Raw genomic sequence first — 20,936 nt, 5'->3', positions numbered from 1 at the left:
TGATGTGAAATGGATTATTTACCTCAGCATTTGTCACTAGGCGAACACCAGTATGCTGTCATTGATCGTTTAAGAGTTTCTGAGCTTCCCGTAAGTTGGCCGCTAATCGAGCTTGTATCACCCATGCTTATGCCACAAGCTCATCTTTACCCTTGGTTGCTACCTTTACATGAACTTCCTTCAGGTGAATGGCAGTCACTGATGAAAGACCTCGCGGTTGATGTGAAAGGAATCTTGGCTCCCGAATGTATTCTATTATTATCCAGTTCTTATTCGGTGCAGGAGGTCCATAGCGCTTTAGTGTCAGCGCTTTATTATCAGGATGAAACAGGGACCGGACGTATACTCCGATATTACGATTCTCGGGTATTATTCCATTTACAATGGATGCTGACCCCTTCCCAAATTACTAATTACCTTCCGGTGAAAAAAATCCCACTTTGGACACTTTGGCTTGAGGGGAAATGGCAGACGTTAAACTTTGCTAGTGAGCAAACGGCTTGTGTAAACGGCGGTAATTCCAGACTTCCTATGAGTCAACTTCAACGCTGCGGTCAAATTAATGACGTGCTGGCTCAATTACCAGCCGAAGAGAATATGAGTACCCGGCAAAGTATCAGTCGAAAAATTGATTTTTTGCTGGTGCAAGCTATTGAATGTCAGTTGTCGACCCGAGAAGATCAAAATGCTTTTGCGCTGCATGGATTAAATCTCCCGGATAAATTTTGGCTGGCTCCGAAAATGAAAATTTTCCTGGAGAAAGCCAGACAAGCACCAGAATATTTTCTTGATGAAACCAGTAGCTGGAATGAGCGTGTTTGGCTGGATATGATTTGCACTTAACTATGGAATTATAAGTATGAGTACACAAAAAGGATGTAAATTCTGTCTCCGCTACGGTTTGCCTGTTTTGCCTGTTTTGCCGGTGCGCCCGGCAGTGGCAGGCCTGGAAGATAACCTACCAACCCTTCCGTCCAGCATCAAAACCCCGGCTACTGCAAAGGGTGAAACGGTCTGGACGGGGCGTTTATTGCGGGAAGGCTATCTGTATATCTGGTCAGAATCGGGTAACCGCTGGATCAGCTACTTTGCCACCAGTGAGGGGTATTATTATCCACTGCCGTCCAGTGGGGAAGTTCCGCCGGATATTGCGAGTGGTAAAACGAAGCCGTGCATAACGCATCCGGAGGAACTTGCCACGGCATCACTGGTGACATTGCCGGTGAAGCCTGCCGGGATAAAAAATGGCCTGTTCTGGCTTAGTTGGTCAGAAGTGGAATGGACGAATGCGGTGCGTAAAAAGCACGAGAATGCTGGCTACCGAAGCAAGTTTATGCAGCGTTTTGACATGGATGCGTGGATAAACAGCGGTAATGCAGAGCAGGTCATCGCAATTTCAGCATTGAGTAACACGGTAGCGGAATACAGCAGTAAAGCAGCGGCCAGCAAAGTGAAGGAATGGTCGCCTGCACCATGGAAGACCGCGAAACCGATGGAAGGTCTGAATCTGATACAGGCAGCCGACAAACTCTATTCAGGTAAAGGGGCGATGATCCTGCTGCAGGACCCGGTGGCGGTGGCGCAGGATATTTCCTGGCTGGCAAACCACCGGCTGAATACCCGTTTTTATGATAATCCGCACTATGCCCGCGAATTGGCGCTGACCGCTGCCGTGCAGGGGCTGAAAGAGAGCGTGTGCGCGCAGTTTGAGCGTGAAATCGTTTTCAATAATGAAGTGGAAGAGCTGAACAGCGAGATAGGCTACTATGACCATAACGGGATGTTTATTCCCGGCTCGCCTGTACTCGGAAAGGCTACCCACGAACGTAACGTTCAGCTTCTCAGTCAAAGGATTGAGGCAAAATGGATGAGCGAATACGGCAGATATTACGATAAGGCCAAAGAAAAGGCCTTCACGGATACGTTCAATGCGGCCATCAGGAACTATGATGACACGGTCATTGTGCCGATGATGAAAATGTACACGGCATGCCTGGACGGAACTATCCTGGGCGACTATTTTGCGCATAACTTTGATACCACCGATACCGGAAGTGGTATTTTTTATGTGCAGTCAGTGACCGACTGTATTGATGGTTTTCAGGATAAGCTGCTGGTCTCGAAGCAGTATCAGGAAAAGCTTGCCGGTTCATGTCTGGATAAAAACAACATCCTTGCCCGGGCAGCGGTCTTCAATAACGACCTGTTTGCTGAGAAAATCAACAGCAGCACCCATGTGTCGATGGATATGATAGCGGTGCCCTGGGACAGGACTCTGGATGGCTTCAAGGATATTTTTGACCAGAAAATTGGCGCGGCGCAGCTGGTGCTGGAAAAGTACCAGAATGCACTGAACAGCGCGGTGTACTCACTGATTGAAAAGACCATCAACTCCCGGCCTGTCGATGCACTGGTCTCCTTCGCGGTGGTGGCCAACAAGCAGGTCAACATCATCACCCTGACGGCGGACAGAAAGCATTTTGTGACCGCCGTGGTCGAAGAAATGGCAAGGGTGTTCGGCATCAGCGGTCGTCGCGGGCTGGACCAGTTGCGCCACTATGTCGATATTGAAGTGCGCCATCTTGAAGCCAGCAGGATGACAATGACAGGGCAGCAGACCACAAGATTTGCGGTGCTGGCGGATATCCAGGCGGTGAACGAGGTCAGTAACACCACCGGAAAGGCCGGGGCGATGGCGATGGCGAAGACCCTGCGTTCAGCGGAGGAAGTGAAAGCCGCGATTTTCCCGAACACCTTCCACAGCAAGCTGGCGCAGTTGAAAGGCAGTTCGCCTGCCACCGTTTCGGCCTCAACCGTGAAGGCGATCCCTTTTGCCGGCAGCGTGCTGTCAGGGGTTTTTCAGATTTTCGCGCTGGTTCATGGTGGCTTACCGAAAGAATTTAACGTTGAAGCGACGTCACGGTTCACTGCCAGTGTTTTTATGGCCGCGGGTTCGGTGGCGGACTCCGTAGAGCGCCTGCTCACTAACTTCAAGCGCATTCGCTGGAATGCACAAATCAGGGTTGCGATGGGCGGCAACTTCCAGAGATGGATGATGCGCGGTATTCGATTTGTGAAATGGTTTGGTGGGGCTGTTGGGCTGGTTGGGGTAATATATGATGGTATCAATGCTTACGAGGAATTTAAAAAGGGGCATATTGATATTGGAATTGCATATATATTTTCAGCCGCCGGAGGCCTTATCCTTACTGCTGCTGTTATTTTCAGTATTGTGTTGTCTCCATTCTGGATTGTTGTTGCTGTCGCATTGATGTTAGGCTCCGCAATATATCTTGCCCTGAATATTAAAAATGATATTCAGCTCTGGTTAATGAGCTGTCTTTGGAGAAAAATTCCTGTGGGAGAGAAAACGATCCCTGATATTTGGCCTACGAGTCGCATTGAAATGGAACAGTTGGGAAATGCCCTCCAGTCGGGAGCGTAGATAATGAATTACACTGGATTGTATAGTCTGTTTAAAATTAATCGGCCGTTGACTAATGAAGAGATTAAATATCAGCTTCGACAAGATTTTACGGGAATGGGGGCTTCAGATTCTGTCGCGCTAGATGATGCCGTTGTTATAAAAATGAACTCAACCTATCTGGAACTGGTTGATAAGTACTATTGTGACAGAGGAATGCCGGATGTATTTGCTTTTACTTTATCATTGGCACCTTTTCTACTTGCTATTGGAATAGGATGTTTGTTTTTTGACCCATCGTATGTTGTAAATGACTTTTTTGGATTGTTTGCATTAGTTTTTTCTATTTTTTTATCTGCCTTTTTTAGCTGGTTTTTTCTAAAATTACTGCTCAAATCCTGGTTTGCCTGGACCCATTACCCCGTTCGCCTTAACCGCAAAACCGGCATGGTCCATGTCTTTAAAGTGGGCGGGAAAATACTCTCCGTGCCGTGGAAAGAGGTGTTTTTCACCCGTGGGCGGGCCGGGCCTGGGAGTTCGGCGGAGTGGAGTATCGACGGTCATATTCTGGCGGACGATGGTAAAACGGTGCTGGACACCTTCAGCCTGGGTTTCTCCAGTACCCGGCGCGAGCTGGTAAAAAACTGGGCGTTTGTCCGCAGCTATATGGAAGTGGAAGACTGCCTGCCGGACCTCGCGGACATCATTGCGCTGTGCCCGCCCGTGACGGAGAAAAAAGAAAGCTATCTGTTTGGTATGCAGTACATGATGCGGGTGGAATCGCGAATGGAATGGCCGATGACCCTGCTGCTGCTCCCGCTGACGCTGCCGGGCAGCGTCGCTCGCTTTATCGCCATGCGGACCAGCAAAATTCCCCGCTGGTCAGATGCAGTGGAAGCCGACTGTGCGGTGGCGCCGGACGACCCGATTAACGTCAGCGCGAAAGACAACCCAAAACACCTGTGGCGCTACGTGCTGGCCAACCAGTCTCTGGAAGAATACACCGCGCTGCATCAGCGCCAGACAGTCGCTATTGAACGCCTGAGAGCGAAAGTCCAGACGCAGATAAAAAACAGGTCTGCTGACGAGTAAAATGTTTTAAGCGTCAGAAGCATTCTTCAACAGGGAACGCAGAGAATGAAATACATCTTTTCTGGAGTGAGTGTGTTTACACTGTGGCATTTCCAATGACATCAACAAGGTTTTGAACGTGAATAAGATACAAATATTATCATTGGCTTTTTGCCTTTCTATAACCGGTTGTAAAGAAGCCGAAATTAAAGGGGAGTGGACTGGTGCAACAAATGATCTCAATGCTGGCCTGATGCGTTCATTATTTTTAGATGCAAAGGTTAACATTAATGATGAAAATATCAGTGTATCAGAATCTGAAAATGAAGGAGGAACGACGACTTTTCTTGTGACTATAGGTGATAAAAAGCATTCTAAAGAATGGATTGAGGCAACGCTGAAAAAGGTTAAGCAACTGCAATATGAAAAAATACAGCTATTAACATCACCTTCACAGATGAAAATTATGGTAAAGATGCAAATGAAAATGAGTTGCTTAAATTACTTAATAAATTGAACATGCAGCAAAAGGGAACCATTTCGACAAATATTGACTGGTCAAAATCTGAAGTTGTAGTCTATACACGAAAAAAAAGTATAACGGGCCAGACAGACTTATACAGTCAGATCCATCCGGCAGCATATTGTAAACTACAGGCAATGCTAACCAATTCATTGCCAAGATTAGAAGTTAAAAGTCCACTCCCGTATATCTCATTCCAGGATATACCTGAATCACTCCGTTCCTCGATGACTGAAAAACAACTGGATGATTATATTAAAGATGAAAATGGGTTGCGTAGATATGTAAATATTGGGATGAAACTCACAGGGAACAATTATCCCCACTCTACAGCATTCAGTGATAAGTTCATGAATAAGCTTACTGAGTCCAATGGAGTGTTGGCGATTGCACCTGCAACTTACACAATTGATCCTGAAAAGATAAATATAGAATATGGGGATATTCCTAATGTGGATGTTGAACCTATGCTGGGTGATATGGGTGGTGAATTGCATCGTAAGTGTAGCGAGATAATTAAAAAAACAACACCGGAAATTTATCAAAAAAGAGAACATTCCATGAAGTACGCAAATATTAGTCGTTTGATAATAAATCCGGAATGGAAAACGGGGGAATAACCATGAGTTTAATGCTAAAACTCATCCATAAACGATCTTTATAAAACAAACCAAGCATTAAAACTATAAGGACACCCGCTTGCTCGTATGTTTATTTTTGTTATGCTTGCCAGTTTGGTTGTTTTTTCGGTAATGCTTCCAATGAGTCGAACATGTATTTTTCAATGATGGCACCGATGATTTTCTCATACAGCTTAACGGGGTGTGAGAAGCATATGGTCCGGCGAGCCTGACGTTTACCCCGGGTTCTCAGTGTCAGATTGTTACGTTCAATACGCTAAGTAAATATCTTACCGGTCAGATGATTGTCTTTCGGGACTTCTCAGGCATAAACTTGGTCTGAGTGACAACGGGGACAGTGAACATGACATGGATGCGTGGATAAACAGCGGTAAAGCAGAGCAGGTCATCGCAATTTCAGCATTGGGTACTACGGTCGTGGAATACAGCAGTAAAGCAGCGGCCAGCAAAGTGAAGGAATGGTCGCCTGCACCATGGAAGACCGCGAAACCGATGGAAGGTCTGAATCTGATACAGGCAGCCGACAAACTCTATTCAGGTAAAGGGGCGATGATCCTGCTGCAAGATCCTGTAGCTGCGGCGCAAGATATATCGTTACTGCTTAATTATGAGTTGCAGAAAAAAATCTACGAAAGAGGTGATTATCAGCAAGAGTTGGCCCTTTCCTCGGCAATTACGGGGTTGAAAACTTCACTGATTCGCCAATTTGAGCGCGACTTTCTTGATCGAAGTGAGAATGAAGAGCGGGCCGCTGTTTATGGCCCTTTTGGATTTAACACACCAGGTCCGTTGCCGGACAATATGTACACACATATTAACGACGCGAAGATGAAAAAGGTTGTCGCTGCAAAATGGGCTGATTATGAGCAGTACTATGATCCAGTGAAAGTGGCAGAGTTTCAGGCGAAGTTCAAAAGTATTCTCGATGCTTATAACGCTTCAGTTGTCACTCCAAGAGAAGATATGTATCTCTCTTGTATGAAAAGTCAATTTTTCCAGGGGTACTTTCAGCATAACTTTGATACGGAAGAATTGAGCAGTGGCATCGATTATGTTCAGACACTTAATTATTGTGTTGCGGGAATGCAGGATAAGTTAGGCGCAGCGCAGTATTTTAAGATGCAGCTAAGCGGAAAACCGTCAGATGTGACGAATATGATGGCCCGCGCGCTGTCTCTTAATCAATCAAAATTGGCTGCAAAGCTGGAAGAAGGTGTGCAGGGGTCAGTAGATATGCTTTCGCTTCCGTGGTCATCGGTTGCGGATGCAGTAAATACAACGATTACCCGTATGAAAGATCAGTCTGCTGGTGTCATGGGGATCTTTTTCGCACTGATGGCGGGGCCGTTGACCTCCGGATTGCAGGAGACGCTTGAATCGCCAACTATGTTTTATGTGCTGTTATCGATGGGGGCATTCTCCAATAAAGCGATTGTTACCTACGATAAAACAGGCAGTTATAAACAGTTTGTGGGGGAAGTTGTTGGGCGGCTCGCAAAAGACAGTGGCCTTTCAGGTAAAGTAAATGCCGATCGCCTGCGTACTTATGTCAGTAAAGAGTTACGCCGTCTACGCATTGATGGGCTGCCAATGGAAGGGAGTGAAATGAAAAAATTCCTGGTTATGATCGACCTGGACAAGGTTGAGGAATTGAAAGCGCTACCGCCAAAAGCCAGAAGTGCCGCCCTAAGCAAGCTTTTACGTACCGTGGGTGACGTAGAAGCTGAGCAGTTCAGCAACTGGCAAAGCGCAGTCCAGCGCGGTATGAACAAAGCCGGACAGGGGATGCCGTTTACGTTAGGTGTGGTTTCCGGCATTCTGCAGACCGTTGCGATTTGGAGGACGGTGGATTTTAAAGGGAAAACGTTGACGGCAGATCAGAATGAAGCTTATGTTCGCTTTGGGATTGGAGTTGCTGCCGCATTGAGCACTGGTTTAGGAATTGTTGAAACGGGTATTAAGCAGTTTAAGTTATTTTCTAACCCTGCTTCGAGGTTAAGTGTCTTACGGTCTGGTAAGTTTTTAACATGGATTGGCAAGGTTGGCCCGCGGCTTGGTGCTATTGCAGGTGTTTTTACTGCATTTGTCGATTTTTACCATTCATATGATGAAAGTCAAAAAGGGCATACAGGATTAGCATGGGCATTCGGTTTCTCTGCTGCATCAGGGCTATGGCTTGCGGTTTCTCTTTTATACGCTCTTCCTGTAATAGGTACTGTTATTGCTACACTTATTTTGATTGGAATGGCTATTGTTTTGGCAGTCTTTAGTCAAGATAATATTCAAAAATGGTTAGAGCAATGCTTGTGGAGAAGAATTCCAATTAACAAAAATGAAGATCTCGAATCTCAGAGAAAGCATCTAGAGTATGAGGCGAGAGGGCGACCAATATGGCCAAGTAGGGAAATGAATGAGTTGAAATTGGCTTTAGGAGAAGGTTGAAGATGGTTTATAAATATAGGTACTTGCCTAAAAAATACATTGTTATTTCTTTTTTATTGGTTTTCTCTTCCTTGCTAATAATGGCTGCTGGTGCTTGGTTTGGCGTTATATCGCATTTGTCGGACGGAAAGCCGATTAATGGAATGACAGTATTTTTAACTATTGGGATTACTTTTGTTGCAACAGGTCCTTTAATTGTATTGAATGAAAAACTAATAAAGTCTAAATGTGTTTGGGATCAAGTTTCGGTAAGCGAAAAAGAAATATCTTCATCACGCTATGGCTTTTTAGACATAAAAGATGTTAAGAGAATTTATGTTAATGACCTGTCGAAGGTATATACCTTTTCTATAACTACAAATGATAGACGCTTTAAATTTACATGTTTGAACTTTTTGGGGCGTGAGGGCCCTACTGAATATGATTGCGACAAAGAATCTTTGAAGTCATTAGCAGAGAACCTACTTCAGCTTGCTAACTCACCTAATTACAACATTACCGTTGGCAAGGAGTCTTCATCCGGAATTTTGTTTGTGTTGTCATGCGTAGCCATGCTGCTTCTTATTCCAGAGTTTATTTATGCTCCAGGTCGGATGATCTTTGTTGCACCGTTTGTCATTCCTTTATTTTTTTGTTTTGTGGAAAAAACGTCAATATGACAAAGCAAAACAAATCAACAAACAAGGGCGAGTAGATAAATGAAAGGCATTGTCAGAATTGGTGATAAAAACACCGGTGGCGGCCAGGTACTGTCAGGCTCTACCAAAATGAAGTTCGCCGGTATTGGTGTGGCGAGACTAAATGACCCAGTGAGCTGCCCCATTCAAGGGCACAGCCCGTCAAAAATTGTTGAAGGGCACCCTACGATGAAAGACAACGGTATCCCCGTTGCCTTTCATGGCTACAAATGCTCTTGCGGATGCACTCTCATTTCGTCTCTTACTAACGTCACAACGAGTAAATAATGCCAGTTGATTTGTCACGCATTCCGGAACCCGCAACTCGCAACCGGCCACCTTCTTTAAAACGCTGGTCGATGGTACTGCTTATTTTTTTAGTGCTTGGCGGTTTTCTTACCTCGTCGCTGTGGCCCGCTCAGAAAGTTGTGCGTGAGGCTTTGTTCTGGCACTGTTTTATTACTGCACCGCTTGTGATTTGGGCTGTTTTTCTTGGGATTCGTTGGTTGATATATCTCGCGGTCGAATGGCCTGCTTCAGGATGGGATCATGAGCGCAAGCAGGATATTGCTAATGAAATCCGACGTGGGCAGCGATCGCTGCTGCTGCTAGGTGTTGGTGTGCAGTTGCCACATGTTGTGGAATCTACAACACTTTCACAGCAGTTTCTTGTGCCACAGGGATTAGCTCTGCCTGCTGTTGTAGATAAAAATACACAAGCTGTAAGTTTTCTGGCGCGTTTTAATGATGAGGGGTTGATCTTTTTCGAGCGCGTCATTGAAAGAATGAATAAACTTTTTAGTGAGTCAGCTATTCAGAATTCGCTTCAGCAACGTAATGTTAATCGAACTTTGACCATTGTGGTGCAGATAGCGTATGAAAATATTCTGAGTAAGGAAGAACTTGCATACATTCAAAGCTTTATTTTGCATCTATTTTCCACATCCAGAATTCACATTTCATCACAGTTTGGCCTGAAGGATATCGATCACTGGTTAGATGCCCCTGATTCCTTTGCGGATTTACTACTAGTGTCTGTCAATTTACAACCTGAATTATCGGATGGTGAGGGAGAGGCTGCAGTTGCATTACTGTTTCAAGTTGCTGAAGATGTCTCTGATAATGATTCAGCCGTTGCTTATATTCATCGACCAGAAATTGCCAGAGATGCTGCAGAGATTTCCACATCGGTTTCACAGGCATTACAGTGGGGTAAAACCCAGGCCGAGGATATTGCTTCTGTGTGGCTGGCAGGCATGGGAGTTGAAAGCAAGGTTCAGTCTCTTTTGGCCAGTAGCACTCTAAAATTTCCACGAGCAGAAGGCGATAAACATTTGGTCGATATTGATATGAAAAGCGGTCATACGGGTGTGACTTCTCCATGGCTTGCAGTGGCTCTGGCTGCTAAAAACATGGATATTGTTCCAAACCCTCAGCTGGTTATGAGCATTTCAGACAAGAATGCATCATTCTACTGTTTAGTTATTCATCCCCAAGTATCGGCATCCCAGAAAAAATTATAATTCTTACTGCCTTCAGTTTGCAGATTGTCACTGTCACTGATTAATCAGTGTTCAGTCGTTTCGTGTCGGGAGAAAAAAGTGAAACGTATTATACAAGGACTTAAAAGCACAACCTTTCAGCTGTGGTTTATTTTTTTTGTTTTTTTATTTTTGGGAATCCTTGTATGCTTTATTCTCAGAAACGATCCCGCTCAGTTAGGTATTTCCACTGATTCTGTCTGGCAAGAGAGATTGCTATTTCTCTCAATGGTCCTGACTGGTGGATTGCTGCTATTTATTATTGCCTTTTTTATCTCAACTTATCTGTTCGGAAAAAAGGCTTACCGCAAAGCAAAAATATCATCTGGTGGTAGTAGCGTAAAAGTTCCCAAGTTAAAAAACGACAAACATTCTCCCGCGGTTGTCGCTTTAACCCAGATAAAAGCTCATTTAAACCGTCGCTACGGTTTCTTCTGGCGTCGCAAAGTCCGCCTGCTGCTCGTCACAGGTGATGAAGCCGCTATCGAACAATTGATCCCAGGACTGCGAACCAGCCAGTGGCTGGAAGGCGACCGTACCGTACTGATATACGGCGGAAGTCTGTCATCAGAAATTGATACTGAAAAATACTCGGCACTCCGCAAGCTACGCCGTGGGCGCCCGCTTGACGGGATTGTTCGCGTGATAGCTGAAGGTCAGAACCTCACGCCGCAGATAAGCGACAACGATCTGCGCGGGCTTGAGAAAACAGGCGATGCGTTGCACTACTCCGCGCCGGTTTATCTGTGGCAGTTGTGCGACAGCGCCTGGTCGCAGGCGGGGCGTAAGCCTCAGACGGTCGGCGTGACGTTGCCACTGCGCGCGATGCCGGAAGATATTGCTCCTCAGTTCGATAAATTGCTGGCGCAGTTGCGTGAACAGGGGCTTTCGCAGATTGCGGAAAACCCGCGCTACGATTTTCTGTTACGCCTGGCACAGCAGTTTGAGCAGGGGGGAAGCCAGCGCTGGGCCTCGCGCCTGACGCCGTGGCTGTACAGTTCGCAGCAACGTGTTCCTCTGCGCGGCCTGATGTTCAGTCTGGCAGATAAGCCTGAAAACCCCCTGGCAGACACTACCGAAACCACAACGCTTTCTGCGCACCAGCACGCGATCACCTTCCCGGCCATCTGGCAGGGGGTGACAGAAGACTGCATGCGGGTACGGGGCCGCCGTGTCGGCATGGCGTGGGAGCAGACGCTGGCATGGGCCGTGATGGCGGTGATCGGCGTTTGGGGCGCCGGGATGGTGCTCTCTTTTGCGCTCAACTGGCAGCAGATTGCCTCGGTGGCGAACAAAGCGCACACGCTGGTTGAACATCCTTCCGTTTCTGATTATCAACTGACGGCGCTGCACGACCTGCGTAATGATGCCGGTCGCCTGCGACATCATATGCAGGACGGCACGCCCTGGTTTCAGCGTTTTGGCCTCGACCATAACCCGCAATTGCTCGACGCGATGCTGCCCTGGTACGGCGTGGCGAATAACCGCCTGATCCGCGATCCGGCCAGTGCGGCACTGATGCAGAAGCTTTCTGCGCTGGTAAATTCTGCACCCAACAGTGACCAGCGCATGCAACTGGCGAAACCCGGTTATGACCAGTTGAAAGCCTGGCTGATGATGGCCCGTCCGGATAAAGCCGACGGTGCGTTTTACGCGCAGACCCTGAAAGCCGTGCAGCCGACGCGAATGGGCATATCCACCGGGCTGTGGCAGAGCCTGTCGCCGGATTTGTGGGCGTTTTATATTACCGAACTGCCAAAGCAGCCGCAGTGGAAAATCACACCGGATGTGCAACTGGTCAGTCAAAGCCGACAGGTCCTGTTGCAGCAAATTGGCCGTCGCAACGCGGAAAGCACGCTGTATGAGAACATGCTCAAATCCGTGCGTCGCAACTTTGCTGATGTTTCACTGGAAGACATGACCAGTGGCACCGATGCCCGTCGTTTGTTCGCGACTGATGAGGTGGTGCCGGGCATGTTCACCCGCCAGGCCTGGGAAGGCGGCATTCAGCAGGCTATCGAAAAAGCGGCAAACTCTCGCCGGGATGAAATTGACTGGGTGCTGAGTGACAGCCGGAAATCGGTCTCCTCAGATTTGTCGCCGGAAGCACTAAAAGCGCGTCTGACAGAGCGCTACTTCACCGACTTTGCCGGAAGCTGGCTTAATTTCCTCAACAGTCTGCACTGGAACCCGGTCAGCAACATCGCCGATGTCACTGACCAACTGACGCTGATGAGCGACGTCCGTCAATCGCCAGTGATTGCGCTGATGAACACGCTGGCCTGGCAAGGCCAGACCGGGCAGCAGATGGAAGGGATATCAGATTCTCTTATCCAATCAGCGAAAGACCTGATCGACAGAAAAGACAAACCTGCCATCGATCAGAGTGCTGCCGGGCCTCAGGGACCGCTTGATGACACCTTCGGGCCACTACTGACGCTGATGGGCAAGAACAAGGCCAGCAACGTGATGTCTGCGGACAGCACGTTGAGCCTGCAGACGTATCTGACCCGTATTACCCGCGTGCGCCTGCGTCTGCAACAAGTGGCCAGTGCCTCTGACCCACAGGCGATGATGCAGACGCTGGCCCAAACCGTGTTCCAGGGGAAAAGCGTCGATCTGACCGATACCCGGCAGTATGGCAGCCTGATGGCCGCGAGCCTGGGTGAAGAGTGGAGCGGTTTTGGCCGTACATTATTTGTGCAGCCGCTGACGCAGGCCTGGGAAATGGTTCTGCAGCCATCGGCCGCCAGCCTGAACGACAGGTGGAATCGCTCTGTGGTGGCGAACTGGCGCACGGCCTTTGATGGCCGCTTCCCATTTGCGGTGAGCAAAAGTGACGCCTCTTTGCCGATGCTGGCGGAGTTTGTGCGTAAAGACAGCGGTCGTATCGACAGATTCCTGACTACCGAACTCAACGGCGTGCTGCACAAAGAAGGTAGCCTCTGGGTACCGGACAACGCGCACAGCCAGGGGCTGACGTTCAATCCGGCCTTCCTCAGAGCAGTGAATCAACTGAGCCAGCTGTCAGATATTCTGTTTACTGACGGCAGCCAGGGGATCAGTTTTGAGCTACAGGCTCGCCCTGCTGCGCAGGTGGTGGAAACCCATCTGACCATCGACGGGCAGCAGTTGCACTATTTCAACCAGATGGCCGACTGGCAGTCCTTCCGCTGGCCAGGCGATACCTGGAAACCGGGAACTATGCTGACCTGGACCTCGACCAGCGCGGGAGCGCGTCTGTTCGGTGATTACAGCGGAACCTGGGGATTTATTCGTTGGCTGGACCAGGGCAAGCGTCAACAACTGGACCGCAGCCAGTGGATGATGAGCTTCACCGCACCGGATGGCCGCACGCTGCAGTGGGTGCTGCGCTCACAGCTGGGCAAAGGCCCGCTGACTCTTCTCGATTTGCGTGATTTCAGCCTTCCTGGACAGATTTTTAGTGTGGATGCGACGGCTGCGGCCCAGGCTTTTACCACCCGTACGGATGCCTCTGACATGGAGGAGACAGAAGAATAATGACATTACAAAACTTACTCCTCGCCAGCGGCGTTGGAGAAGAACAACTCCTGGCTGAAGCTCGCTCACATGCAGCGGACTGGGAGCGTTGGCTGGTCCCCATCGACAGTCATCAGCCCGTTGGAGAAGACCCGGGTTATGACGATGATTTTCAGCGCATTCGCGAAGAGGTTAACAAGCTCTCCGGCATTGATACCGGCCTGATTTGCACGCTTTCGGAAAAGCTGCTGACCAGTACCTGTAAGGATCTGCGTGTTATCACTTTCTATGTCTGGGCTCGTCTGCATCAGGACGGTGAGTCCGGGCTGGTGGAGGGCGTTGAGCTTCTGGCGGCAATGCTGGAGCGGTTCGGTACCCGTCTGCATCCGCAGCGCGATCGTAGCCGTAAATCAGCCCTGGAATGGCTTGGCTGCAGCCGAATGACGGACAGTCTGTCCCTTTGTCCCGAAGTGGATATGTCGGTGATGCGGCGGATCGCCGCGGCATTGCTGCTGGTGGAACAGACACTTCAAACCTTTGAAGAGAGCGCCCGGCCTGAGCTTGGCGGATTATACCAGGCGCTGGATAACCGATTAATACAAAGCGGTGGCACCAATACGCTGGTGCCGCAAACCAGTCGCGAAGACAGTCATGCGCCTGTAGCGACAGCCTCTTCAGCGCCCGTAATGAACGCTGTTACATCAGGAAGGGATTTACTCGATCAGGCCAAAGTGCTGGCGAAATATCTGCGCGATCGGCCCGGTGGCTGGCTTGCCGGGCATCATTTGCTTAAGAGCGTCCGCTGGGACACGCTGACGGAGCTTCCCCCGCTGGATGCCGCCGGGCGAACCCGGCTGGCCCCGCCGAAGCCTGACAACAAAGCGCATCTGAAACGTCTGTATCTGCAAAAAAGCTGGTCAGAACTACTGGATCATTCAGACATGCTGCTGGCGCAGGGGGTGAATCACCTGTGGCTGGACGTGCAGTGGTATACCTGGCAGGCGCTGGTAAAAATGGATAATGACAGCGTTCGGGCAGACATCCTGTGCAATGGCCTGAAAGGGCTGCTGACCCGTTTGCCGGGGCTGGACGCGCTGGCATTCAGCGACGGTACTCCTTTTGCGGATGAAGTCACCCTGAACTGGATTAATGAAAAGGTGCTGGACGATGTTGCTGGCTGGAAAGATGAGCCCGTTACCGCCGCTCTCTCTTCGGGCGATGATGTGTTGATGCTGGAGCCGGAAGTGCTGGCGAAAGCTGACAGTGAAGGTATTGAAGCGGCGCTCAACTGGTTACAGGCTCGCCCGGGTTATACCTCTACCCGTGACAGATGGTTGATGCGCTTGCTGATGGCGCGGGTGAGCGAGCAGTACGGCAAAAACGAAATGGCATTGCATCTGCTGGGTGAACTTGACGGCAGCGCCCGTAAACTCACGCTTGAACAATGGACGCCCGAACTGATGTTTGAAGTCAAAGCCCGCAGACTCAAACTGCTGCGCAGCAAGGCAGGACGTAGTGAGGCTGATAAAACCCGCCTGCAGCCTGAAATGGATTCGTTACTGTCCGGGCTGATTGCACTTGATCCTGCACGGGCCACAGTGCTGTGTAGCTGATACTCAAATTAAAGATTATAAAAATTATGGACGACATAACCCTGCGTTATTACGACGCTGAAATGCGCTACCTGCTTGAAGCCGGTGAAGAGTTTGCCCGTGCCCATCCGGACCGGGCGGCGATGCTCAATCTTGATAAAGCGGGTGCACGCGACCCGTACGTGGAGCGCCTGTTCGAGGGCTTTGCCTTCCTGATGGGCAGGCTTCGCGAGAAGCTGGATGATGATTTACCAGAGCTGACCGAAGGGCTGGTCAGCCTGCTGTGGCCGCATTATTTGCGCACCATTCCGTCAATGTCGGTGGTCGAATTCACGCCGGACTGGCGTGGAATGAAAGAGCAGATGCGCATTGCCAAAGGCTTTGAGGTACTCTCAAGGCCGATTGGTGAAAAAGGCACGCGCTGTCGCTACACCACGACCCAGGAAATCAATCTTCAGCCGCTTGCGCTCGACAAGGCGGCGTTGACGACCGATCCCGACGGACGTTCAGTGGTGAACCTGCGCTTCAACTGCAGCCAGCTCGCAGACTGGAGTGAGATCGATCTCAGTCGTCTTCCGCTGTACTTAAACGCCGATGCACCGCTGGCCTGCGCTATGCATGAAGCGTTCACCATGAATGTTGCCCGAATGAGGCTGCGTCTGCCGGGCGATGTGGATGGAAGGCCGTTCGAGGGGCATTTCACCGCGCTGGGTTTTGGTGATGACGATACCCTGTGGCCCAAAGGCAGCAGCAGTTTCAGTGGATATCAACTGCTGCTGGAGTACTTTACCTTCCGCGAGAAATTCATGTTCACCGGCCTGTGCGGGCTGGATCGCGTGGCATTTCCGGCACAACTGCCGTGGTTTGAAATCGACGTGGTGCTGGCGGAACGCTGGGAGCATGACTTCAGCTTTACGGAGAAACATCTGCGCCTGAACTGTGTGCCGGTGATTAACCTGTTCCCGCTGGAGTCTGACCCGGTGACGCTTAACTCCCTGCAAACCGAATACATGCTGCGTCCGATGCGCGTGCAGGATGGCCATACTGAAATTTATGCGGTGGACTCGGTGATGTCTTCCAGCCAGCATACTTATGTGCCGTTTTCGAGCTTCCGCCATAAAGGCGGGATGATGCGTCATCAGGCACCGGAGTATTACTACCACACCCGCGTGCGTCGCGGACCGTCCGGCCTGCACAACACCTGGCTTATTCTTGGTGGCGAAGCCTTTGACAACCACACCGTGCCGGAAGATGAAAGCCTGTCGCTGACGCTGACCGGCACCAACGGCCAACTGCCACGCCGGGCGCTGCAAAGTACCGTGCTCGATACGGTGATAAAAACCACTTCGGTCAGTGTTGGCGTGCGTAACTTCTGCGCCCCGACGCTGCCCTGCTATCCACCGGATCGGGACCGTTTTCACTGGCGCGTACTGAGCCATCTCGGCAGTGGATTTCTGTCGATGATGGATAATGCAGACGTATTGCGTGGCACCCTTGCGCTGTATGAGTGGACCGACAGCGAAATGAACCGTCGTCGCCTGGAGGCCATTATTGATGTGAAACACAGCGAAACGGAACGCTTCGAGCAGGGCTATCTGGTACGTGGCGTGCAGATTGAAGTGACGCTCGACAGCCATGGTTTTGCCGGGCGCGGCGACATCTGCCTGTTCGGTGAGATGCTGAGCCGTTTCTTTGCGCTCTACACCGACATCTATCTGTTTAACCGCCTGATTATCATCCTGCAACCGACCGGAGAACGTCTGGAATGGGAAGAGAAGCACAACCGCCGCATTCCCGGCTGACCCCGCGGCTGGAAGCCGACCTTCACCGCATTAACTTCTATCGTTTTTGCCAGTTGCTGGAAAAGTGCCAGCCCGGAAAACCACTGATAGGTTCGACAACGCATCCCTCAGACGATCCGGTGCGGTTTGCGCCTCATCCGGGAATGGGTTTTCCGGCAAGCGAACTGAAAGCGGTCGAATACGATGAAGAGGACGACAGTAAACCGCCGGTTATTCGCACCACTTTTATGGGAATGTATGGCGTTGACTCGCCGTTGCCGACGGCGTATCTGGATGACATTACCCAGCGCAGGGAAGGGCATGAGGCGCTGCAGGGTTTTCTCGATATCTTTAGCCACCGCATTCTGACGCAGTTTTACCGCATCTGGCGTAAATACTCCTACCCGGCCACCTTTGAGGCGGGCGGAACGGACAGCATTTCTCAATCACTGCTGGGACTGGTGGGGCTGGGTATTCCCGGAACGGCTAACCACATCGCCACGCCCGTGTCGCGCTTTCTGGCGTTACTCGGCGTGCTGCGCCAGCCCGGTAAAACCCAGGAAGGGATGCAGGCGCTGGTCAGCCTGCTGGCACCCGATACCACGGTAAAAACCAGTCCTTACTGTTTACGTCCGGTAGACCTCAGCCAGCCGCTGGGTTTTTATGGCGATGAGGATTTTCTGCTCGATGGCAATACGCCCCTGGGTGACGAAGCGATGGATGCGAACAGCCAGTTACTCATTGCACTCACGACAGATAACGAACAGGAAGCGCAGGGCTGGAAACCGGATGGCCTGCTGTATCAGGATTTTCTGGTGATGCTGCGGGTGTATCTCGGCTGGCGGTTTAAAGCGCGCATCACGCTGACGGTCGGTACACATTTGCTGAAGGTTCCTCCGTTGGGCGAGGGGGCTTTCTGGCTTGGGATGAACGGCGTGCTGGGTGCGGAGGGCGAGACGCTTCCCGATGATATCCCGAAAACCTTTACCACGGAACTGGGCTATTACAGAGGCCTGCGGCCTGCAACACAACAACAAGGAAACCGACGTGTTACGTACAAGTTTGACTAAAATCGTGCTCTGTCTGCTGGCACTCAATCTGGCCGGGTGTGGCCTGACGCAGAGCATTACGGATGGAACTAAATCCGCTTTAACCTCTGTGTTTTACAAGAAAATTAAAACGCTGCATCTGGATTTTACCGCACGAGAAGCGCTGAATACCGATGCCCGTGAGAATAATTCATTATCCGAACCGGTCGTCGTGCGGATCTATCAGCTTAAAGATCGCAAGACCTTTGACAAGACGGTGTACCAGCAGTTACTCAAGGATGGCGACACCCTTTTAAAAGCCGATTTGCTGGCCGCGCGCGATGTAGTGATAAAGCCGGGCGGCGATGCGAGCCTGGATATGCCGATGGAAGCCGATGCGAAGTTCGTGGCCGTGGCCGGGCTGTTCCGTTATCCGGATATGGCGAACAACACCTGGAAACTGGTGATGGAGCGCGAAGAGCTGGATCCTGACAAACCGCGCATTCTTGAGGCGGGCAATAATCACCTGACGCTGCAACCCGTGAAGGACAAGTGATGCCACAGGAACACAACACGCCGTCGCTGTATGAAATGCTGACCGGCAACTTCACCGGCGGTCTCGACCTGCATCAGGTCAGTGAGCAAAACCAGGTGATTTTGTCGGTGCTTGATAATATGCAACGCATTCTCAACTGTCGGGCGGGCACGCTGGCGCATTTGCCGGACTACGGTCTGCCGGACATGACTAAAATCCTGCAGGGAATGCCGGGTACGGCACATCAGTTACTCAAAACTTTCTCCGAAGTGCTGCTGAAATACGAGCCACGGCTGCAAAGCATCACCGTCATTCTGCTCGACCAGGAAATCCCCGGCGAGCTGCGCTATGCCATCGACGCCGTGCTGAAAGGCATTGGTCTCGTGCGCTACGGCACCGATTTTATGCCGGAAGGAAGGGTGCTTATCCGCCACCTTAAACAGCAGAATTATCTCGATAGCAACAGCCGGATGTAACCGTGAAAATGACAGGGAAAGCACGTCAGCGAAAGCCAGATTTTTGAAAAACTGCAGGGGAAAGTTTACCCCGGTGTGTCTGTGCGCGCTTTACGTTCAGGGAAGACATCTTTTTTGACATGACCGGGCCGCTGTTGCCCGATTAATTGCCCCTCACGCCCGGCGCGGAGCGATATTTGCGCTCCGCCATTTTTTCTCCTCAGGGATGAAACCACTATGCACGATGTACAACCCCGTCCGGTGAAAACCGGCAGCGACCCGCGTCAGCTTTCCGACTTTATTGCGTTGCGCGAAGAGATGGCGAAGCTCACGCATCCGGCGCGCCCGGATGTGAACTGGGCGCAGGTGGAAACGCTCTCGCTTTCATTATTCGAACTCAACGGCGTTGAGCTGCAGACAGGGGCCTGGTACACGCTCGCCCGCTGCCATCTGGCGCGAGTGAACGGTATGAACGAAGGGCTGGCAATCCTCAATGCGCTGCTGTCGCACCAGTGGACACAGCTCTGGCCGCAGCCTGTTCATGCTCGCGCAGAAATCCTCAATGGGCTGGTGCAGCGTCTGCAGAAACTGTTTCGCACGTTTTCACTCAGTCACACGGATTTAGCCCCTTTGCAGCAGGCAGAGCAGCAGCTTGCCATGCTCGACGATATTCTGTCCCGTCAGGGGCTGAAACACGCCTGCCAGATCGCGTCGCTGATGCAGCAGGTGCGCAGTGCGCTGACCCGACTGGAAAACCGTTCCCCGCAGGACGGTATTGCGGCTGCTATTACGCTGCCGCCGCAGGCGCTGACCTCCCGGCCTGCAGAAGAGATCGCGCCGCCACTGAGTCGCCTGGTGTATGTGATTCGCCCGGAACCAGAAGTGAGTGTCGACGTGATGCATGAAACGCTGCCGTCGCCAACGCGCTGGCCTGCGTTTATGGCGGGAGTCTGTTCCGCGCTGGTGGTGGGGGCGGTTGCGTTGTGGGGGTGGCATTATGCTCATCGCGTTGACGGGGCGGCTCTGGCGCTGAATGCCTCCGTCGCGGCTTTACCGAAGGCGCTGAGCCGCGAACAAATCCAGACCCTGCGCCGGGATAATGGGCAGGCGTTAGCGACAGATAACTGGCTGAAACAGGCCTCCTCACAGCTTGATGAGCTGGCGACAATACCGCCAGACTGGGCATATCAGCAGGGTTCCGCACTGCTGAATCAGGCTCAGGAACTGTGGCCAGGAAATTCCGAAGTAATACAGATGCAGAAAAAGTGGCAGCAGCGTCTTGCCGGGAGTACGCTTCCGGCCAGTTCATTGACGGGCTGGCATAACGGCATGATGCAGCTTCAGGCGTTGTCAGACAGGCTGAACACGCTGGATGGTCAAAGGGGGAAATACATTACCGTCAGTGAGCTGAAATCAATCGTTTATGACATGACGAACAGCTTCCGCCAGACCGTTCCGCTGGAGGAGCAACTCCGCCAGGTCGCATCCTCATCGATATCAGATGATGAAAAAATAGCGTTATACAAAATAATTGAAGAGCATCTGAAGGGAGAAATAATTATTTTCTCCGGTTACCAGAATCAGCATATGGCCACAGAATTGAACTAAGATGTGCAGCTTGACGTTTTTTTAACCTCATGTTCAGAGGGATGTGGTTCACCGACAATATGGATTTATGTGTTAAATACATTATCCGTCAACCTGAACTGGATATATTGTTATCAC

Annotated in this window: 17 protein-coding genes and 1 pseudogene; 16 read left to right on the top strand and 2 right to left on the bottom strand. The window is 50.7% G+C overall.

Going from position 1 to position 20,936, the window contains the following annotated elements; genetic code table 11:
• Positions 1 to 9: 9 nt before the first annotated feature.
• Both I6L53_RS13675 and I6L53_RS13670 read left to right on the top strand, forming a co-directional pair.
• Positions 10 to 843: a DUF4123 domain-containing protein gene (locus I6L53_RS13675; RefSeq protein WP_072015701.1), complete on the top strand. Its 834-nt coding sequence runs from the start codon at positions 10 to 12 to the stop codon at positions 841 to 843.
• Positions 844 to 859: 16 nt separating this feature from the next.
• A complete protein-coding gene (locus I6L53_RS13670; RefSeq protein WP_042319934.1) occupies positions 860 to 3,445 on the top strand; it encodes a T6SS effector BTH_I2691 family protein in 2,586 nt (861 codons plus the stop codon).
• Between the two features lie 179 nt (positions 3,446 to 3,624).
• On the opposite strand, the gene I6L53_RS13665 is transcribed toward I6L53_RS13670, so the two are convergent.
• The gene (locus tag I6L53_RS13665; RefSeq protein WP_139155855.1) at positions 3,625 to 3,819 is read right to left on the bottom strand and encodes a hypothetical protein; all 195 of its coding nucleotides are present in this window, start codon (positions 3,817 to 3,819) and stop codon (positions 3,625 to 3,627) included.
• On the opposite strand from I6L53_RS13665, the gene I6L53_RS13660 reads away from it, so the two are divergent.
• The 3 genes from I6L53_RS13660 to I6L53_RS13650 all read left to right on the top strand — a co-directional run bounded on the left by I6L53_RS13660 (position 3,749) and on the right by I6L53_RS13650 (position 5,638).
• Positions 3,749 to 4,516 (top strand): DUF6708 domain-containing protein, encoded by a 768-nt coding sequence (locus I6L53_RS13660; RefSeq protein ID WP_319801812.1) that lies wholly within the window; start codon positions 3,749 to 3,751, stop codon positions 4,514 to 4,516. The genes I6L53_RS13665 and I6L53_RS13660 overlap by 71 nt on opposite strands.
• 118 nt (positions 4,517 to 4,634) lie before the next feature.
• Positions 4,635 to 5,012 carry a hypothetical protein gene (locus tag I6L53_RS13655; RefSeq protein ID WP_156970466.1) on the top strand — a complete coding sequence of 126 codons (378 nt, stop codon included), beginning with the start codon at positions 4,635 to 4,637 and terminating at the stop codon, positions 5,010 to 5,012.
• Positions 4,988 to 5,638, top strand: a complete 651-nt coding sequence (locus I6L53_RS13650) for a hypothetical protein (protein WP_156970465.1) — start codon at positions 4,988 to 4,990, stop codon at positions 5,636 to 5,638. The genes I6L53_RS13655 and I6L53_RS13650 overlap by 25 nt, the downstream gene beginning before the upstream one ends.
• A 100-nt stretch (positions 5,639 to 5,738) precedes the next feature.
• On the opposite strand, the pseudogene I6L53_RS13645 reads toward I6L53_RS13650, so the two are convergent.
• Positions 5,739 to 5,960: pseudogene (locus tag I6L53_RS13645) on the bottom strand (IS1 family transposase); the annotation flags it as partial.
• A gap of 47 nt (positions 5,961 to 6,007) precedes the next feature.
• On the opposite strand from I6L53_RS13645, the gene I6L53_RS13640 reads away from it, so the two are divergent.
• The 11 genes from I6L53_RS13640 to I6L53_RS13590 all read left to right on the top strand — a co-directional run bounded on the left by I6L53_RS13640 (position 6,008) and on the right by I6L53_RS13590 (position 20,819).
• On the top strand, positions 6,008 to 8,101 hold the full coding sequence (locus I6L53_RS13640; protein ID WP_042319928.1) for a T6SS effector BTH_I2691 family protein: 2,094 nt from the start codon (positions 6,008 to 6,010) through the stop codon (positions 8,099 to 8,101).
• 2 nt (positions 8,102 to 8,103) lie between these two features.
• Entirely contained in the window at positions 8,104 to 8,760 is a 657-nt protein-coding gene (locus I6L53_RS13635; protein WP_042319927.1) for a hypothetical protein, read from the top strand.
• 39 nt (positions 8,761 to 8,799) lie between these two features.
• Positions 8,800 to 9,066: a PAAR domain-containing protein gene (locus I6L53_RS13630; RefSeq protein ID WP_072015700.1), complete on the top strand. Its 267-nt coding sequence runs from the start codon at positions 8,800 to 8,802 to the stop codon at positions 9,064 to 9,066.
• Positions 9,066 to 10,301 (top strand): hypothetical protein, encoded by a 1,236-nt coding sequence (locus tag I6L53_RS13625; protein WP_094465228.1) that lies wholly within the window; start codon positions 9,066 to 9,068, stop codon positions 10,299 to 10,301. The genes I6L53_RS13630 and I6L53_RS13625 overlap by 1 nt, the downstream gene beginning before the upstream one ends.
• 78 nt (positions 10,302 to 10,379) lie before the next feature.
• On the top strand, positions 10,380 to 13,841 hold the full coding sequence (locus I6L53_RS13620; protein WP_232231079.1) for an ImcF-related family protein: 3,462 nt from the start codon (positions 10,380 to 10,382) through the stop codon (positions 13,839 to 13,841).
• Complete coding sequence (gene tssA / locus I6L53_RS13615) at positions 13,838 to 15,433, top strand: type VI secretion system protein TssA (RefSeq protein WP_094465230.1); 1,596 nt, start codon at positions 13,838 to 13,840, stop codon at positions 15,431 to 15,433. Before I6L53_RS13620 ends, tssA begins: the two co-directional genes overlap by 4 nt.
• A 26-nt stretch (positions 15,434 to 15,459) precedes the next feature.
• Complete coding sequence (gene tssF / locus I6L53_RS13610; RefSeq protein ID WP_042319920.1) at positions 15,460 to 17,214, top strand: type VI secretion system baseplate subunit TssF; 1,755 nt, start codon at positions 15,460 to 15,462, stop codon at positions 17,212 to 17,214.
• Positions 17,178 to 18,263 carry a type VI secretion system baseplate subunit TssG gene (gene tssG, locus I6L53_RS13605; protein WP_042319918.1) on the top strand — a complete coding sequence of 362 codons (1,086 nt, stop codon included), beginning with the start codon at positions 17,178 to 17,180 and terminating at the stop codon, positions 18,261 to 18,263. The genes tssF and tssG overlap by 37 nt, the downstream gene beginning before the upstream one ends.
• Positions 18,241 to 18,777 (top strand): type VI secretion system lipoprotein TssJ, encoded by a 537-nt coding sequence (tssJ, locus tag I6L53_RS13600; RefSeq protein ID WP_042319914.1) that lies wholly within the window; start codon positions 18,241 to 18,243, stop codon positions 18,775 to 18,777. The genes tssG and tssJ overlap by 23 nt, the downstream gene beginning before the upstream one ends.
• Positions 18,777 to 19,232 (top strand): type VI secretion system baseplate subunit TssE, encoded by a 456-nt coding sequence (gene tssE / locus I6L53_RS13595; RefSeq protein ID WP_042319911.1) that lies wholly within the window; start codon positions 18,777 to 18,779, stop codon positions 19,230 to 19,232. The genes tssJ and tssE overlap by 1 nt, the downstream gene beginning before the upstream one ends.
• A 216-nt stretch (positions 19,233 to 19,448) precedes the next feature.
• A complete protein-coding gene (locus I6L53_RS13590) occupies positions 19,449 to 20,819 on the top strand; it encodes a VasL domain-containing protein (protein WP_042319908.1) in 1,371 nt (456 codons plus the stop codon).
• Positions 20,820 to 20,936 lie beyond the last annotated feature (117 nt).

Origin of the sequence: Citrobacter farmeri (assembly GCF_019048065.1) — a bacterium.
Taxonomy (GTDB): Bacteria; Pseudomonadota; Gammaproteobacteria; order Enterobacterales; family Enterobacteriaceae; genus Citrobacter_A; species Citrobacter_A farmeri.
This window is presented reverse-complemented; position numbering and strand designations above follow the sequence as displayed.